This window comes from uncultured Chitinophaga sp., assembly GCF_937874145.1.
Lineage (GTDB): Bacteria > Bacteroidota > Bacteroidia > Chitinophagales > Chitinophagaceae > Chitinophaga.
Genome location: NZ_CALNBI010000454.1, coordinates 24,531 through 38,538, shown reverse-complemented (window position 1 = coordinate 38,538; position 14,008 = coordinate 24,531). Strand labels below are relative to the sequence as shown.

Here is a 14,008-nt window from a genome sequence, read left to right as displayed (position 1 = left end):
TGAAGATATGGAATACAAAGACTATTACAAGATACTGGGCGTGGACAAGAAAGCGGGCGCCGACGAGATAAAGAAGGCGTATCGCAAATTGGCGGTCAAGTATCACCCGGACAAAAATCCCGACGACAAGCTCGCGGAGGAGAAGTTCAAGGAGCTGAACGAAGCGTATGAAGTGCTGGGAGATGCGGAGAAGCGGAAGAAGTACGACGAATTCGGGGAGAACTGGAAATATTATGAACAGGCGGGCCAGCAGCAGGGCGACTTTGACTGGAGCCGGTGGCGTTCCCGGCAGGGCGGGGGCGGGCAGTACAGTGCGGAGGATATGTTTGGCGACGGCGGCCAGTTTTCGGACTTCTTCGAGCACCTGTTCGGAGGTGGTTTCCGGAGCAGGGCGCAGCAGGGCAGGGCGCGTACGCGCCGTGGCGGCGATCTGCAGGCTTCGATGGATATCGGGATAGAAGAGGTGTATACCGGCGGTACGCGGCAGATCAACGTGAACGGGCAGAAGCTGAACCTGAAGATAAAGAAAGGGATGACCGACGGGCAGGTGTTGCGGTTGAAGGGCAAGGGCAACCCGGGCATGAACGGTGGTGAGCCAGGGGATTTGCTGATTGAAGTGAGCATTGCACCGGGAGCGGGGTATGAGCTGAAGGGTCGGGATGTGTACCTGGAGGTGCCGGTAGATGTGTATACGGCGGTGTTGGGCGGTAAGGTGCAGGTGCCGGTGCCGGGGAGCGCGGTGCAGCTGACGATCCCGGAGGGTTCGGATAGCGGGCGGTTGTTCCGGTTGAAGGGGAAAGGGTTGCCGGAGGCGGAAGGAGGGAACGGTGTGCCGGGGGATTTTTATGTGAGGATCAGGATTACCGTGCCGCAGCAGCTGACGGAAGAGGAGAAGGAGCTGTTCCGGAAGCTGGCGAAACGCGAATAGTAAATCTGTAAAAAATGAAAGCTTATGTTACAGACAATCGATTACCTGGAGGCGATCCTGGAGCAGCAGCACCGGGTGGAGGCGGATGCGGCGCCTGATTTTTACGCCAGTGAGTTGCGGGAAATGCTGGGGTATACGGCGGATGGCCTGCGGATGGCGCTGGACCGTGCAATGCAGGCCTGTGCGGCATTGCGGATGCCGGTGACGTTGAATTTCCGGCGAATTTACTGCTGGCAGGGAGGTGAGATGGCGGAGGATTGGCAATTGAGCCGGCTGGCGGGGTATTTATTAATCGTTAACAGCGATCCCCGCAATCCTGCGGTCGCGCAGGCCCAGTGGATGCTGTTTAAGAAAAGTTATTCATTTTAATTCATATCTATCTTATTATCAAATACTTGCTTGTTCATTTTCGTCAGGAATGTTCATTGTCTGTTCATTATTCTGTTTGCTATTCATTGGTTAATGGAATGAGATAAATTGCAGTCACGATCAACAATGAAATTGCTTAGACGGTTCAAATAGGCTGAAAAAGGGGGCCGTTCTGTAAGGGGCGGCCTTCTTTATTCAGCGGGTTGCGGGAAGCCGTGGCGCCAGATCCAACAATGATTTCACCCATATCCTTTGAAATTGTTTGCTACGAACCTGGCCTGGTTTTTAAAAGCATTTTTAACCATGATCCAAACATTGCCGGAGTAACCTCCCGGAAAAAACAGGCTCAGGTTTTCTTCTTCTTTTAACCCTCTGCAACATTTTTCTCCTCTTTAGACTATACAAACACATGAGCTGTTTGTTACCCGTGCTATTTTTTACGCTCAAGGAAGACTTGCGTTAGACAACCAAAATTTGTAACAAACAAACGTAACTGAACTATGGAAGCAAGATGTATTAGATGCAGTACCATTGTATACTCTCACAAGAAGCTTTCTGAAATCAAATGCCGTTGCGGCGGCCAATTACAACGGATGCGGTTTACGGGCCTGGTTGAAGGGATGCACCCGCTGGGCAAAGAGCACAATATGGAAGTCAGCGGTAAAACCTGCTATGGCACATACCGGTCGATTTATGGCAATTTCGTGATCGACAAGCTCAACAATGTTTTTCATAAAGTGCAATTGTTACGCTAAGGAAAACAAGCACCTGTTGCCGCCCGGGTATCTTATCCCCCTTCATCCCATTGCTGGCCCGATACCCTGAAACCACTGCCCGCCCCGGTTATAGCCGTCCCCGTGAGTCGAAGGCATAAAGATGCAGCCTTACCGATGCAAACAGGGTTAGAGCATGCTGCAGGTAATCCACTGCCCGCCCCGGTTATAGCCATCCCCGTGAGGAGAAGGCAAAATGATGCAGCCTACGGATGCAAGCTGGAGAAGAAGCATGTAGCAGGTAATCCACTGCCCGCCCCGGTTATAGCCGTCCCCGTGAGTCGAAGGCATAATGATGCATCCTTACCGATGCAAGCAGGGAATGGAGCACGTAACAGGTAATGAAGTTTTGGGGTTGGCCGCGCATGAAACATGGCAGGACCTGTGAAAGAAGTGCAGATACTCCGGCTCACCTGGAAAACCGGTATCAGCAGGGTGCATTGCGCCGCATCGGCACGCAAGCAGTCATAAACGGGTTTTTTCCACCCTCCAAATTGGTGTTCAGCATGCCGATGCAAGGCAGGCAAGCAATCATAAACTGGACTTTTCCAAAAGGATTTAATCGTTAAATAGCTAATGGGTGATGTTGTTTGTTAACCACATCATTTGATTGCCGCCAGGGATGTTGCACTGCAGCATCGTCACATTGACGGGCAATTTTTTTACATCCATTGCAGTCAATAGCAACCCGCCGTATAACCAGGTCGTCAAGCATGAACCTGGATCATTTTTGTTGATTTTTGCAACCGGGATCAGAAAAGCTGCCTTCACGGCAACCAGACTGATCCCATTTTTATGACCGGGAAACACCAGGAAGACATGCACGTTTGCGGATTGCTTTTCTTATTTTAGTCCTTCACCAAAAATAAGCGCAAATGAAGATCGTAGTTCTGGATGGATATGCCCTGCAGCCCGGAGATCTGTCGTGGAGCGCATTGGAAGCCCTCGGCACCGTAACCGTCCACGACAGGACGGCACCCGGCGCCGTAGCCGATCGCGCCCGCGGAGCCAACATCCTCCTCACCAATAAATCCCTCATCCCCGCGTCCGTCATCCAACAACTGCCGGACCTCCGATACATCGGCGTCATGGCCACCGGGTACAACGTAGTGGACGTAGCCGCCGCCCGCGCGCAAGGCATCACCGTCTCCAACGTGCCCGCCTACAGCTCCGCCTCCGTTGCACAGCTCACTTTCGCCCTTATCCTCGAACTCTGCCAGGGGGTAGGCCTGCACGCCGCTTCCGTCCGCAACGGCGACTGGACCGCCAGCCCCGATTTCAGCTACTGGAAAATGCCCCTCATGGAGCTCGCCGGCAAAACGCTGGCCATCATCGGATTCGGGCAGATCGGCCAGTCGGTGGCCCGCATCGCCATGGCATTCGGTATGCGCGTGATCGTGAGCCACAAACATCCCGAGCGCGACAAAATGCAAGGCGTCACCTTCACCGACCAGGCCACCTGTTTCCGGGAGGCCGACGTGGTCTCGCTCCATTGCCCGCTGAACGACGCCAACAAAGAATTCGTGAACGCCGCCCTGCTCGCCACCATGAAACCTTCCGCGTTCCTTATCAATACCAGCCGCGGCCCCCTTATTCATGAAGCCGACCTGGCGGATGCACTGAACAAAGGCGTCATCGCGGGGGCGGGACTGGATGTTTTATCGGCCGAGCCCCCTCCGGCAGGCAATCCCCTGCTATCGGCCCGCAACTGCTACATCACGCCGCACATCGCCTGGGCTACCCGGGAAGCGCGTTCGCGGCTCATGGATAAAACGGTGGAAAATGTGAAAGCTTTCCTGGACGGGAAGCCGCAAAATGTCATCGGCGGATAGTCCCGGACCTGCACAATATTAAAAAGCCTGCTGCCTGAAGGCTTTTTGTATGCGGGTGACCCGTCCTGAAATATGTTGACACCAAATTTATCAAAATGAGTAAATCTAAGTCACTATCAGGAGTTCATCGAAGTCAACGGGATTATACCCTTGCTTTTAAATTACAAGTAGTTGGAGAGGTTGAAAAAGGCGCATTGAGTTACAAGCAGGCACAAAACGTTATGGTATTCAGGGGCGGAGCACTGTTTTGGTGTGGTTGAGAAAACATAAATCCTGTTTCCGGTTTACAGGTCGACTTTTCGTCCTGCCTTCATTTTACAGGCTTCCTTGAGGGCGGCTTCCAGTGTTTTTTTAAATTCTCCGGTGGCTTTCCGGTAGGTTTGTTCGGGGGGCAGATAATCGCAACTGGAATGGCGTCTCAACAAACCCGATCCGCGCCTTATTCCGGGTGGGCTTAATAAAAAGGCCCGCCGGTTGGGCGGGCCTTTGCGAATATATCGTGGGGGCGATTATTTCAGGTTGTGGAAAACCTGCTGAACGTCTTCGTCCTGCTCGAGGCGGTCGATCAGCTGGAGCACTTCCTTGGCTTGTTCTTCGTTGAGTTCCACGGTGTTGGCGGGGATGCGCTTCAGCTCGGAGGCGATCACTTCCAGGCCTTTTTCTTCCAGCGCTTTGGCCATGTTGCCGAATTCGGTGAAAGTGGCGCGCACGATGATGTTGCCTTCGCTGTCTTCCCCGATTTCTTCCAGTCCGAAATCGATCAGTTCCAGTTCGAGGTCTTCCAGGTTCTGGCCGTTGTTCTTGATTTTGAATTCGCCCAGGCGGTTGAACATAAAGGCTACGGATCCGCTGTTGCCGAGGCTGCCGCCTTCTTTGTTGAAGTGCATGCGCACGTTGGCAACGGTACGGGTGGTGTTGTCGGTAGCGGTTTCCACCATCACGGCAATGCCATGGGGGGCATATCCTTCGTATACAACTTCTTCATAATCAGTCTTATCTTTCCCCATCGCGCGTTTGATGGCGGCTTCCACACGGTCTTTCGGCATGTTTACGCCCTTGGCGTTCAGGAAGCAGCGGCGGAGTGCGGGGTTGTTGTCAGGGTCCGGACCGCCTTGTTTCACCGCCATGGCGATTTCCTTACCGATGCGGGTAAATTGTTTGGCCATGCGGTCCCAGCGGGCGAACATGGTCGCTTTTCTTACTTCAAAAATACGTCCCATAGTGTTTGAAAGAGTTTGCTTATGTGCCGGCGGACCGGCGAATAAGGAGGCTGCAAAAATATTAAATTCCGGGCAAATCCGGGATTCGGGGAAATAAAAATCCCGCCATTGCGGCGGGATTTTGTATGGATAGATGCGATTTTACGGTTTGTTGTTGCCCAGTTTGCTGTTATGACGGCTGTAGGTGAAATAAATCAGCAGGCCGAGGCCCAGCCAGATGGCGAGGCGGCCCCAGCTTTCGGGGGGCAGGGAGTACATGAGGTAAGTGCATACCAGGATACCCATGATGGGCACGAAGGGTACCAGCGGCGTTTTGAATGCGCGGGGTATTTCCGGCATTTTCTTGCGCATGATCAATACGCCCACGCACACCAGCGAGAAGGCGAAGAGGGTACCGATGCTCACCATGTGGCCGAGGTCGCTCACCGGAACGAGGCCGGAGAACAGGCTGACGAACACCATGAAGAACGCATTCGTTTTCCAGGGGGTGCGGAATTTGGGATGTACGTCGCTGAAGAATTTGGGCAGCAGGCCGTCGCGGCTCATGGAGTAGAACACGCGGGACTGGCCCAGCATCATCACCAGGATCACGGAGGTATAACCAGCGAGGATCGCGATGATCAGGCCGGTTTGCAGGAAGTCGTACCCGGTTTGCGCGAAGGCGGTGGCAGCGGGTTTGGCGTCGCCGGCGAATTCTTTATAGTTCAGCAGCCCGGTCATAACGTGGGCGAAGAGCACATATAATATGGTGCAGATCAGGAGGGAACCGAGGATGCCGATGGGCATGCCTTTCTGGGGGTTCTTGGCTTCCTGGGCGGCGGTGGACACGGCGTCGAAGCCGATGAAGGCGAAGAACACCACGGCGGCCCCGGTGGCGATGCCCGTCCACCCGAAGTTTTCGTATTTACCGGTATTAGTGGGGATGTAAGGATCGTAGTTGGCGGGGTCGATGTGGCTCCAGCCGAGAACGATAAATACGATCACCACGGTTACTTTCAGGATCACGAGGAAGTTGTTCATCCCTGCGGATTCGCGGGTACCCTTGATGAGGAGCAGCGAAAGGAGGCAGACGATGATAACGGCGGGAAGGTTGAACCAGCCGCCGCTGATGATGGTCCCATCGCTGAGGTTCACCGTTTCCCAGGGGGAGGCGGCAAACTGGTGGGGGATATGAATACCAAATTTGTGGAGGAGCTCCAGGAGATACTTCGACCAGCTAACGGCCACCGTGGCGGCGCCGAGGGCGTATTCCAGCACCAGGTCCCAACCGATGATCCAGGCGATGAATTCGCCCATCGTGGCATAGGAGTAGGTGTAGGCGCTTCCGGCAACCGGTATCATGGAGGCGAATTCTGCGTAGCAGAGGCCTGCAAAACCGCAACCGACAGCGGCGAGTACGAAGGAGATGGTTACCGCGGGACCGGCATTCTCTGCCGCCGCGATGCCTGTCAGGGAAAAGAGGCCGGCACCAATGATGGCTCCGATACCCAATGCAACGAGCGCCCCTGAACCGAGTGTCCGTTTCAGACCTTTTTCAGAGTCTGCTGCTTCACCGAGCAGGACCGACATCGGTTTCTTGGCAAAAAGGTTACTCATAAATTGAATAGAAGTTGATGGTTGATACTAGAAACTAGCGGTTAGATTTGTTTTCAGATCGTCAAATATAATGTGTTCAGGATAAAACCCATATTTTATTTTATGTACGAGCGGTAGGGGGTATCTGCGGGAATTTCGCCCGAGAACCTTATTTTTGGGCAACTTTTATAGGATCTAAACCAAATAAATCACCGCTATTTCATGATGAATATTAGGAAGGCAGGGATCACCGCATTGATCGTGTTTACGATTGTGGCCATCTTGCATGTCATTGATTACAACTTCACAGGCACTTTCCCTGCCGACCTGCTCATGATCACCCGCTGGATCACCGTGGCCGCTTTTGTCTGGTATGCCATCGCCAAGAAATCCCTCACCACCTGGATCCTCGTGAGTATGCTCGTGGGCGGCGAACTGGGGCACGACTGGCCCGCCATCGCCGTGAACTTCCAGGTGCTCAGTAAAGTCTTCCTGCAACTGATCAAGACCATCATCGCCCCGCTGCTCTTTGCCACGCTCGTGGTGGGCATCGCCGGGCACTCCGATATCAAACAGGTGGGCCGTATGGGTTGGAAATCACTCGTTTATTTCGAGATCGTCACCACCATCGCCCTGTTCATCGGCCTGGCGGCCATCAATATTTCCCAGGCGGGTGTGGGTGTTCCCCAGCCGCCTGTGGGCCACGAAGAGCTGCCGGCCACCAAACCGCAGAACTGGCAGGATATCATCCTGCACATCTTCCCGGAAAACATCGCCAAATCCATCTACCATGGAGAAATCCTTCCCATCGTGGTGTTCAGCGTGATTTTCGGGATCGCGCTGCTCATGGTGAAAGACAAAATGCGCCAGCCCATGCTGGATTTCTGCGGCAGTCTTTCCGAAACCATGTTCAAATTCACCAATATCGTGATGTACTTCGCCCCGGTGGGCGTGGGCGCCGCCATCGCCTACACGGTGGGCCACGGCGGGCTCGACGTATTGGGGAACCTCTTCAAGCTGCTCATTACCCTGTATGCCGCGCTGGCGGTATTCGTATTGGTGGTTTTTGTGCCGGTGGCGCTCATCATCGGCCTGCCCATCAGGCGGTTTATCAAGGAAATTTCAGAGCCGGTGTCCATCGCGTTTGCCACTACCAGTTCGGAATCCGCGCTGCCCAAGGCCATGGAGGCCATGGAGCGGATGGGGGTTCCGCGGAAGATCATCGCGTTCGTAATGCCGACCGGCTATAGCTTCAACCTGGATGGTTCCACCTTGTACCTGGCCCTGGCGTCGGTGTTCGTAGCCCAGGCGGCCGGCACGCCGCTCACCTGGCCCCAGCAGATCCTCATGGTGTTTACCCTGATGCTGACGAGCAAGGGCGTGGCCGGTGTGCCCCGTGCAACCCTGGTGATCATCCTTGGCACGGTAGCCTCCTTCCACCTGCCGGTATGGCCGGTATTCCTGATCCTCGGTATCGACGAGCTTATGGACATGGCGCGGACCTCGGTAAACGTAATAGGCAACTGTTTGGCCACTGCCGTGATCGGAAAGTGGGAAGGAGAAGTCGATTTCAAGAATTTGTCGCCTGAAACCAAAGCCTAAGGCACCTTTCAGGAAATATTAACTTCCTCTTGACATATAAAAGATTATTTTTAGCCGCTTAAAACAGATAGTTTAAACATCAGCATGGACCAGATTATTGATTTTTTCAAGCACATTCTTAACCCTGAGTGGATTATAGCAAACGGAGGTTATTACCTGATCCTGGCGATAATTTTCGCGGAGACGGGCTTGTTTATCGGATTTTTCCTCCCGGGTGATTCCTTGCTTTTTGTGGCAGGTATTTATGCAGAATTGCTGGCCGAAAGCTTTTTCAATATGCCGCTTGTAGTGATGATGACCATCATCGCGATTATGGGCGTGCTCGGAAATATCGTGGGGTATTGGTTCGGCAGAAAAACCGGGCCCATCCTGTTTAAAAGAAAAGATAGCTTCCTGTTCAAGAAAAAGCACCTCTGGCAGGCGAAAGAAGTATATGACAAATATGGCGGCGGCGCAATTTTCGTGGCCCGTTTCCTTCCCATCGTCCGTACGTTCGCCCCCATCATCGCGGGGATCGTGGGGATGGAGCGAAAAAAATTTATGTTCTGGAACATCGTTGGTTCCTTTACCTGGGTATTTTCGCTGATGCTGGCAGGCCACTTCCTCGATAAAGCCTTCCCAACACTGAAAAACCACCTGGAATGGATCATCGTAATCATCGTGGTGATCACAACCCTGCCGGTGGCGTTCAAAATGATTTTCGGGAAATCCGGCATCCACGCCCACTTCGATGAATTCGGCAACCCCATCGAAACGCCGAAGCCTGAAAAGCAGGAAGAAGTAAAACCTTAATAAATTTTGATATTTGAAGAGACGCAATAATTTTGCGTCTCTTTCTTTTTATAGAGAACCTATTTTCCGCATCCACGTATCAACCTAAATCGTCAAGCCCTTTATGAATTCCGCCAACAAGCCCGTCAAATTGCTGAATGCCGCCGTTATCGTGGCTTCCCTGGGTTACTTCGTCGACATTTACGACCTGCTCCTGTTCGGTATCATCCGGATCAAGAGCCTTGCATCACTCGGACTATCCCCCGCCGAAATCGATTCCGTGGGCATGTGGCTGATCAATATCCAGATGGTAGGCATGCTCATCGGGGGGATCATCTGGGGGGTGTTGGGCGATAAACGGGGACGGCTGTCCGTCCTTTTCGGATCCATCCTCCTGTATTCCGTGGCCAATGTCGCCAATGGGATGGTAGGGGGAGAAAATGCCATTTTCTGGTATATGGTCTGGCGTTTCGTGGCGGGCCTGGGCCTGGCGGGAGAACTGGGTGCGGGGATCACCCTCGTTTCGGAAGTGCTGCCGAAGGAGAAGCGCGGCATCGGCACCATGATCGTGGCCAGTGTCGGGATCTCCGGCGCGGTGGCAGCTTATTTCGTATCCGAATACTTCGGCGATAACTGGCGGATCTGTTATTACATCGGCGGCGGGCTGGGCCTGGCGCTCCTCATCCTGCGCATCAGCGTGGTGGAGTCAGGGATGTTCAATAATATAAAGACATCCGGCGTGAGCCGCGGCAATTACTTTAAATTCTTCACCGATAAGGAAAGATTTTTCCGTTACCTGAAATGCATCATGATCGGGTTGCCCACCTGGTTCGTAGTGGGTATCCTGATGACGTTCTCCAACGCTTTTGCGGAAAAAATGGGGGTGAAGGGCCCGATCGACCCGGGCAAGGCGATCATGATCTGTTACGCCGCCCTCACTTTCGGGGACCTGGCGAGCGGCTACCTGAGCCAGGTGCTCCGCAGCAGGAAGAAGGTGCTGTACATCTTCTACGCCCTTTGCCTGGCCAGCGTGATCCTGTATTTCCTCATGTACGACGCGAGCGTTACGATGTTTTACACCGTATGCGGCATTATGGGCTTCAGCGTAGGCTTCTGGGCGATTTTCGTGACGGTGGCGGCGGAACAGTTTGGCACGAACCTGAGGGCTACGGCGGCTACGACCGTACCGAATTACGCGCGGGGCCTGCTGCCGGTGATTTCGCTGGTGTTCGGGGGATTGCAGACCGCGGGGCTGAGCTACCTGCAGAGCGGCCTGGTGACCGGCGTGCTCAGTATCGTGCTGGCGTTTGTTTTTGCGTATTCTATGGAGGAAACGTTCGGGAAAGACCTGGATTATGTAGAGGAGTAGGGAGCAGCGTTATTCGTAGGAGCTGAGGATTTTGTCCAGCAGTTTATTGAGCTGCACCATTTCCTTGTCAGACAGCGAATGTTTGAGGGGTTCTTCCAGTTTGTCGAGTTTTTCATCAATTTCTTTCAGGAGGTCGAGGCCTTTGGCGGAGATTTTCACGTCTACCGCGCGCCGGTCGGCCTCACAGCTTTTCCTTTCCACGAGGTCGGCTTTGCGGAGCCTTTCCACGAGGCGGGACACGTCGCTCATTTTGTCGAGCATGCGCTCCTTGAGGGTGTTGATGCTGGCGGATTTGGGGTGTTGCCCGCGCAGGATGCGCAGTATATTGAACTGCTGCATGGTGATATCGTATTCCTTGAAAAAATTCTGGTGTTTGGAAATAATCCAGTTGCCTACGAAGATGAGGCTGACGAGCCCTTTATGGTGTTCACTGGTGAAGTTCCTGATAGAGATTAATTTTTCAATATTGGACATATGCAGCAAAGATATCTTGCAATATTAACGGATTGGCGGCAAATGGAGCGCAACGGGGGCTCCGGGGTGCGGCCGTTTACTGTTTTACGAATTCCAGTTTGAGCATGATACTGACCATTTTATCGACTACCATGCCGCCTGCTTCGGTGAGTTTGTCCCACTGCAGGTTATAGTCGAACCGGTTGATGTAGGTGGTCGCTTTGAACGTGGCGCTTTGTTTCTTGCCTTCGGAGGTAATTCCGCCGTAGGTGACGTTGAATTTGACGCGGCGGGTGACGTCGCGGATGGTAAGGTCTCCTTCCAGCTGGTACCTGCCTTCGGTGATGCGGCGGAAGGCGGTGCTTTGGAACGAGAGCCTGGGGAACTGTTCCGCGTGGAGGAAATCGCTCGATTTTAGGTGGTTGTCGCGTTTATGGAGGCGTCGGAGAAGTCGGGTTTGGCGGCGGTGATGTTGCCGTCGAACTCCCGGAACCTGCCTTCCACTTTGGAGATCATGAGGTGGGTGACGGAGAATGATACGGACGAGTGATCGCGGTCTGCTTTCCAGACCGGGCTTTGTGCTATCGAGGCCAACGAAGAGCATAACAGTATGGCAAACAGTAGCTTGCTCATGACATGGTTTTTGGGACCGGTGTTGATTTTAGTTGATGTAGTCCGTTACAAATGTACGATAATCAATGATATGAACGGGACGGGGTGCGGTGGAAAAAAGGAAAGCACCCGTTGCCGGGTGCTTTCGGTAAGATGAGGTGCCTTTATCAGGCGGGAGCTTTCATGTTGTCGAGCACGTCCATTACTTCTTTCACGTGTTTGGCGGAAGTGTGGAGGAGGGCTTTTTCGCCTTCGTTCAGGTCGAGTTCGATGATTTTCTCGATACCGTTGGTGCCGAGTACTACGGGAACGCCGAGGTAGATGTCTTTCAGGCCGTATTCGCCGGTGAGCCATGCGCAAACGGGGAAGATGCGTTTTTCGTTTTTCACGATCGCTTCTACCATTTGGGCTGCTGCTGCTCCGGGGGCGTACCAGGCGGAGGTGCCGAGGAGGTTCACGATTTCGCCGCCGCCAACTTTAGTGCGCTGGATGATGGCATCCAGTTTGTCGGCAGCCACCAGCTCCGTTACGGGGATACCGGCAACGGTGGTGTAGCGGGGGAGGGGAACCATGGTATCGCCGTGGCCGCCCATGAGGATGGCCTGGATGTCTTTGGGGGAGCATCCGATCTCGTCCGCCAGGAAGGCGCGGTAACGGGCGGTATCGAGGATACCGGCCATGCCGAACACTTTGGAGCTGTCTTTCTTCGCGGTGAGGAACGCGCAGTACGTCATAACGTCCAGCGGGTTGGAAACTACGATGATGATAGCGTCGGGAGAATATTTGTTGATGTTCTCGGTAACAGATTTAACGATATTGGCATTGGTAGAGATCAGGTCGTCGCGGCTCATACCGGGTTTGCGGGGGAGGCCGGAGGTGATTACCACTACGTCGCTGCCGGCGGTTTTAGCATAATCGTTGGTAACGCCTGTCACTTTGGTGCTGTAGTAATCGATCGGGGCTTGCTGCCAGGTGTCGAGCGCTTTGCCTTCCGCGGTGCCTTCCTTGATGTCGAGCAGCACAACTTCCTGCAGGAAATCTCTGTGGGCCAGCACGTTAGCGCAGGTTGCGCCCACGTTTCCAGCTCCTACAACAGTTACTTTCATCGTATCTGAATATTTAAAAAGGGTGAAGAATTATTTGGGTAACAAAAATAGGATATCGTAACCGTAATTTCGGTGCAAACTGCTAAAATTTCCGGGTTGGAGGGCCCCGGGGGAAATTTTACAAATGCTTTAACACGGTGTCCAGTTTAACCGTACCTTCGTAATCCGCTTCCAGCTGGCCTTTCTTATTATAGAGGTAAACGCCGGGGAAATTCTGCAGGTCGTAGTAATAAACGATCTGCCGGGTGGGCTCGGCGGCCATGATGATGTTCGGGTAGTTGCCGATTTTATATTGGTCGTACCAGGCCTTCATCCGTTCGAGTTTGAAAGGCGTTACCATCAGGATATTGGCTTTTTTGAACTTGTCGATATTTTTCAGGATATCTTCCGTCATGTGTGCGCAATGGTCGCATTCCACACTGAAGAGGAATACCATGGTGGGCTTGCCCTTGGGGAGGTCGTTCTTGGTGAACACCTGCCCGGTGTAGGCGGTCAGCTGGAAAGGGGCGACGAATGTGTACTGTTTGAAAGGCGGAAGCTTTGCGCCGGCCTGCTGGGCCTGGCCATGATTATGCCCGGATTGGGCTTTCAGGATTGTCGGGAGGCATAAGAGCACGAATAACCATGTACGCATCTTTATATTTGTTTAATTGTTAAAGTAATACGGCTGCAGGGCCATTTGGCATCAAATCTATACCGCTTTTGTGGGAAATCCGGCAAGATTTGTTTGTTCATATTCTAAAATTTTTACTTTTGCAATCCTTAATGTAAATTTTTAACTTTAAATCTTTGACCTTTTATGGCTACCACCGCAGATATCAGAACAGGATTAATCATCAAGCTGGATAACAGTTTGTATTCTGTTGTAGAGTTTGGTCAGAACAAAACCGCCCGTGCAGCTGCCAAGGTATGGGCCAAATTGAAGGGGGTTGACAATAGCCGTTCCATCGAACACACCTGGAACTCCGGCGATACCATTTACCCGGTACGCGTAGAGAAAAAAGCATACCAGTTTCTGTACCAGGACGACAGCGGGTACAATTTCATGGATAAAGAAACTTTCGAGCAAATCGTTGTGGCCGAGCAAATGATAGACGCGCCCCAGTTCCTGAAAGACGGAGACGAGGTGGCGATCGCCATCAATACCGAGACGGAGCTTCCCATGAGCGTGGAGCTGCCGGACAAAATCGTGCTGAAAGTAACCTATTCCGAGCCCGGCATGAAGGGCGACACCGCTACCCGCACCCTGAAGCCCGCCACCGTTGAAGGCGGAGCCACCATCATGGTGCCCCTGTTCGTGAACGAAGGCGAGCTCATCCGCATCAACACCAAAACCGGCGAATATATTGAGCGCGTAAAAGAATAGCCATATACTTTTCTCATATCCAATCATTTCGC

At 53.1% G+C, this 14,008-nt stretch carries 14 protein-coding genes and 2 pseudogenes; 9 read left to right on the top strand and 7 right to left on the bottom strand.

Annotated elements, in window-relative coordinates:
- Window positions 1-7: 7 nt before the first annotated feature.
- The 3 genes from Q0510_RS21805 (at window position 8) to Q0510_RS21795 (ending at window position 2,052) form a co-directional block, all read left to right on the top strand.
- A complete protein-coding gene (locus tag Q0510_RS21805; RefSeq protein WP_298716387.1) occupies window positions 8-928 on the top strand; it encodes a DnaJ C-terminal domain-containing protein in 921 nt (306 codons plus the stop codon).
- 24 nt (window positions 929-952) lie between these two features.
- Window positions 953-1,297 (top strand): hypothetical protein, encoded by a 345-nt coding sequence (locus Q0510_RS21800; protein ID WP_298716384.1) that lies wholly within the window; start codon window positions 953-955, stop codon window positions 1,295-1,297.
- Window positions 1,298-1,890: 593 nt separating this feature from the next.
- On the top strand, window positions 1,891-2,052 hold the full coding sequence (locus Q0510_RS21795) for a hypothetical protein (protein ID WP_298716381.1): 162 nt from the start codon (window positions 1,891-1,893) through the stop codon (window positions 2,050-2,052).
- A 591-nt stretch (window positions 2,053-2,643) separates the two neighbouring features.
- Here Q0510_RS21795 and Q0510_RS21790 read toward each other — a convergent pair.
- Window positions 2,644-2,895, bottom strand: a complete 252-nt coding sequence (locus Q0510_RS21790; RefSeq protein WP_298716377.1) for a hypothetical protein — start codon at window positions 2,893-2,895, stop codon at window positions 2,644-2,646.
- A gap of 50 nt (window positions 2,896-2,945) precedes the next feature.
- On the opposite strand from Q0510_RS21790, the gene Q0510_RS21785 reads away from it, so the two are divergent.
- Window positions 2,946-3,902, top strand: coding sequence for a D-2-hydroxyacid dehydrogenase (locus Q0510_RS21785; protein WP_298716375.1), 957 nt, complete (start codon window positions 2,946-2,948; stop codon window positions 3,900-3,902).
- Window positions 3,903-3,997: 95 nt separating this feature from the next.
- A pseudogene (locus tag Q0510_RS21780) lies at window positions 3,998-4,170 on the top strand (IS3 family transposase); the annotation flags it as partial.
- 241 nt (window positions 4,171-4,411) lie between these two features.
- On the opposite strand, the gene Q0510_RS21775 reads toward Q0510_RS21780, so the two are convergent.
- Window positions 4,412-5,122 carry a YebC/PmpR family DNA-binding transcriptional regulator gene (locus tag Q0510_RS21775; protein ID WP_298716372.1) on the bottom strand — a complete coding sequence of 237 codons (711 nt, stop codon included), beginning with the start codon at window positions 5,120-5,122 and terminating at the stop codon, window positions 4,412-4,414.
- A 141-nt stretch (window positions 5,123-5,263) separates the two neighbouring features.
- A complete protein-coding gene (locus Q0510_RS21770; RefSeq protein ID WP_298716370.1) occupies window positions 5,264-6,718 on the bottom strand; it encodes an amino acid permease in 1,455 nt (484 codons plus the stop codon).
- A gap of 201 nt (window positions 6,719-6,919) precedes the next feature.
- On the opposite strand from Q0510_RS21770, the gene Q0510_RS21765 reads away from it, so the two are divergent.
- The 3 genes from Q0510_RS21765 (at window position 6,920) to Q0510_RS21755 (ending at window position 10,439) form a co-directional block, all read left to right on the top strand.
- Complete coding sequence (locus tag Q0510_RS21765; protein ID WP_298716368.1) at window positions 6,920-8,299, top strand: cation:dicarboxylase symporter family transporter; 1,380 nt, start codon at window positions 6,920-6,922, stop codon at window positions 8,297-8,299.
- 84 nt (window positions 8,300-8,383) lie between these two features.
- Window positions 8,384-9,091 carry a VTT domain-containing protein gene (locus tag Q0510_RS21760; RefSeq protein ID WP_298716365.1) on the top strand — a complete coding sequence of 236 codons (708 nt, stop codon included), beginning with the start codon at window positions 8,384-8,386 and terminating at the stop codon, window positions 9,089-9,091.
- A 103-nt stretch (window positions 9,092-9,194) separates the two neighbouring features.
- A complete protein-coding gene (locus Q0510_RS21755; protein ID WP_298716362.1) occupies window positions 9,195-10,439 on the top strand; it encodes an MFS transporter in 1,245 nt (414 codons plus the stop codon).
- A gap of 9 nt (window positions 10,440-10,448) precedes the next feature.
- On the opposite strand, the gene Q0510_RS21750 is transcribed toward Q0510_RS21755, so the two are convergent.
- From Q0510_RS21750 to Q0510_RS21735, 4 genes and pseudogenes are all read right to left on the bottom strand, one after another.
- Window positions 10,449-10,913, bottom strand: coding sequence for a MarR family transcriptional regulator (locus Q0510_RS21750; RefSeq protein WP_298716359.1), 465 nt, complete (start codon window positions 10,911-10,913; stop codon window positions 10,449-10,451).
- A 76-nt stretch (window positions 10,914-10,989) separates the two neighbouring features.
- A pseudogene (locus tag Q0510_RS21745) lies at window positions 10,990-11,408 on the bottom strand (YceI family protein).
- A 263-nt stretch (window positions 11,409-11,671) separates the two neighbouring features.
- Window positions 11,672-12,610 carry a malate dehydrogenase gene (gene mdh, locus Q0510_RS21740; RefSeq protein ID WP_298716354.1) on the bottom strand — a complete coding sequence of 313 codons (939 nt, stop codon included), beginning with the start codon at window positions 12,608-12,610 and terminating at the stop codon, window positions 11,672-11,674.
- A 118-nt stretch (window positions 12,611-12,728) separates the two neighbouring features.
- A complete protein-coding gene (locus Q0510_RS21735) occupies window positions 12,729-13,244 on the bottom strand; it encodes a peroxiredoxin (RefSeq protein ID WP_298716352.1) in 516 nt (171 codons plus the stop codon).
- Window positions 13,245-13,409: 165 nt separating this feature from the next.
- Between Q0510_RS21735 and efp the strand changes: the two genes are divergently transcribed.
- Window positions 13,410-13,976 (top strand): elongation factor P, encoded by a 567-nt coding sequence (efp, locus tag Q0510_RS21730; protein ID WP_298716349.1) that lies wholly within the window; start codon window positions 13,410-13,412, stop codon window positions 13,974-13,976.
- Window positions 13,977-14,008: the final 32 nt, after the last annotated feature.

Bases quoted from the DNA above. Each gene is read 5' to 3' on its own strand.
- Q0510_RS21775 (WP_298716372.1), bottom strand. From the start codon at position 5,122: ATGGGACGTATTTTTGAAGTAAGAAAAGCGACCATGTTCGCCCGCTGG.
- Q0510_RS21755 (WP_298716362.1), top strand. From the start codon at position 9,195: ATGAATTCCGCCAACAAGCCCGTCAAATTGCTGAATGCCGCCGTTATC.
- Q0510_RS21735 (WP_298716352.1), bottom strand. From the start codon at position 13,244: ATGCGTACATGGTTATTCGTGCTCTTATGCCTCCCGACAATCCTGAAA.
- mdh (WP_298716354.1), bottom strand. From the start codon at position 12,610: ATGAAAGTAACTGTTGTAGGAGCTGGAAACGTGGGCGCAACCTGCGCT.
- efp (WP_298716349.1), top strand. From the start codon at position 13,410: ATGGCTACCACCGCAGATATCAGAACAGGATTAATCATCAAGCTGGAT.
- Q0510_RS21770 (WP_298716370.1), bottom strand. From the start codon at position 6,718: ATGAGTAACCTTTTTGCCAAGAAACCGATGTCGGTCCTGCTCGGTGAA.
- Q0510_RS21800 (WP_298716384.1), top strand. From the start codon at position 953: ATGTTACAGACAATCGATTACCTGGAGGCGATCCTGGAGCAGCAGCAC.
- Q0510_RS21795 (WP_298716381.1), top strand. From the start codon at position 1,891: ATGCGGTTTACGGGCCTGGTTGAAGGGATGCACCCGCTGGGCAAAGAG.
- Q0510_RS21765 (WP_298716368.1), top strand. From the start codon at position 6,920: ATGATGAATATTAGGAAGGCAGGGATCACCGCATTGATCGTGTTTACG.
- Q0510_RS21805 (WP_298716387.1), top strand. From the start codon at position 8: ATGGAATACAAAGACTATTACAAGATACTGGGCGTGGACAAGAAAGCG.
- Q0510_RS21750 (WP_298716359.1), bottom strand. From the start codon at position 10,913: ATGTCCAATATTGAAAAATTAATCTCTATCAGGAACTTCACCAGTGAA.
- Q0510_RS21760 (WP_298716365.1), top strand. From the start codon at position 8,384: ATGGACCAGATTATTGATTTTTTCAAGCACATTCTTAACCCTGAGTGG.
- Q0510_RS21785 (WP_298716375.1), top strand. From the start codon at position 2,946: ATGAAGATCGTAGTTCTGGATGGATATGCCCTGCAGCCCGGAGATCTG.